This is a genomic window from Burkholderia sp. KCJ3K979 (assembly GCF_016759955.1).
Classification (GTDB): domain Bacteria; phylum Pseudomonadota; class Gammaproteobacteria; order Burkholderiales; family Burkholderiaceae; genus Burkholderia; species Burkholderia orbicola.
On record NZ_JACFYV010000405.1, the window covers coordinates 1 to 1,904 of the forward strand.

Consider the following 1,904-nt stretch of genomic DNA (forward strand, 5'->3'; position numbering starts at 1 on the left):
CCCTGGCGATGCACGTCCGCATCGGAGAATGTTCAATGCAGCGTTGGTATCTCGATCATGCTCGGCACCACAGTCACTACAGGCCCACTCTCTTATTCGCAGTCCCGCGATACCTTTCGGCCGCGTCGTGCTGTCTTGCGACCCGCACGCCGAACAGGACTGGGTGGAACCCCTTTCGTCGACTTCCTCAAACGTGGCTCCGTGCGCGATCGCTTTGTAGCGGAGCTTGTTTCGGAACGACGACCAGGACGCGTCGTAGACGCTTTTCGCCATCCTGGTTCTGGCAAGTTTGACGGCCGACACGTTGCCGATTGCGATGTAATCGAAACGCCGCACGAGATCGAGCGCGAGCTTGTGCTGGAAATCGGCACGGGCATTCGCGACCTTGGCGTGCAGCTTCGCGATATGTCGTTTGTGCTTTCGCGCCCGCTGAGCTTTCCCCAGCTTCTCCGCCGCTTGTCGACCGAACCGGTCATTTGGCAGCTTCTCGCCGGTCGAAAGTGTGGCGAAGTCTTTCAGGCCGAGATCGATGCCGACACCGGAACGGATCGGACGAGCCTGCACATCGGGCATCTCGATCACGATGTTGAGAAACCAGTTGCCGCGTGCATCCTGTGCAAAGTTGGTGCCGTCCTTGATCTTGCCTTCGGGAAGCGGTCGGCTGTTGAACACGCGAAACGTGTTGCCGGCGAAACGGAACGCGTCACCCTCGCGCTTCAGGTCACGGCCCTTCAGCGGCACCCAGCCCAGCGATTTCCTGCCGCGATAGCGCAGGTAGGGCCGACGGTGCTGACTGCGCGAGTTCGCATATTGCTCACACGTCGCGTTAATCGTGCCGGAGTGGATGCCGAGCGCCTTGCTGCTGCCGGTCGTCAGCACGTTCAGGTCGAATCCCGTCGGCCACTTCTTGCCCCACTTGAGCGCGTGCTTCTGCGTGTCGTTGCAGAAGTTCCAGACGTAGTTCACCGCGCGGCTCTGCTTGTTGAGCAGTCCGTTGAGCGATTTCACCCGGTAGCGATAGACAAGAATCATGCCGGTGATCCTAACCCGTGGAAGAAGCTGTCTGTCAACAGCAATCCTTTCCTCCCCGTCCTGAAGGACGGGGTTTCTCGGAGCAACTGATGAACTGGCAAGGAATTCGCGCGATCTACCGCGCAGAAATGGCCCGCACGCGCCGCACGCTGATGCAGAGCATCATCGCGCCGGTAATCTCGACGTCGCTGTATTTCGTCGTGTTCGGCTCCGCGATCGGCTCGCGCATCAGCGACGTGAACGGCATCGGCTACGGGTCGTTCATCGTGCCGGGCCTCGTGATGCTGTCGCTGCTGTCGCAGAGCATCTCGAACGCGTCGTTCGGCATCTACTTCCCGCGCTTCACCGGCACGATCTACGAGATCCTGTCCGCGCCCGTGTCGTACTGGGAGATCGTGATCGCGTACGTCGGCGCGGCCGCGTCGAAGTCGATCCTGCTCGGCGTGATCATCCTCGCCACGGCCGGCCTGTTCGTGCCGCTGCACATCCTGCATCCGTTCTGGATGGTGCTGTTCCTGGTGCTGACGGCCGTCACGTTCAGCCTGTTCGGCTTCGTGATCGGCATCTGGGCCGACAGCTTCGAGAAGCTGCAGCTCGTGCCGCTGCTGATCATCACGCCGCTCACGTTCCTCGGCGGCAGCTTCTATTCGGTCGACATGCTGCCGCCCGCGTGGCGCGTCGTCACGCTGTTCAACCCGATCGTCTACCTGATCAGCGGCTTTCGCTGGTCGTTCTACGGGATCGCCGACGTGCACGTGTGGATCAGCCTCGCCGCGACCGCGCTGTTCCTCGTGATCCTGCTCGCGATCGTCGCGTGGATGTTCCGCACCGGCTACAAGCTGAAGAATTGACGCCGGCGGGCGTCACGCGCC

Annotated in this window: 2 protein-coding genes; one reads left to right on the top strand and one right to left on the bottom strand. The window is 61.5% G+C overall.

Features of this window, described 5'->3' with window-relative positions; genetic code table 11:
- Positions 1 to 1,032, bottom strand: a 1,032-nt coding sequence (locus H3O04_RS35185; protein WP_202589500.1) for an RNA-guided endonuclease InsQ/TnpB family protein, incomplete at its 3' end; no start/stop codon positions are given.
- 89 nt (positions 1,033 to 1,121) lie between these two features.
- Between H3O04_RS35185 and H3O04_RS35190 the strand changes: the two genes are divergently transcribed.
- Positions 1,122 to 1,883 (top strand): ABC transporter permease, encoded by a 762-nt coding sequence (locus H3O04_RS35190; protein WP_011547075.1) that lies wholly within the window; start codon positions 1,122 to 1,124, stop codon positions 1,881 to 1,883.
- Positions 1,884 to 1,904 lie beyond the last annotated feature (21 nt).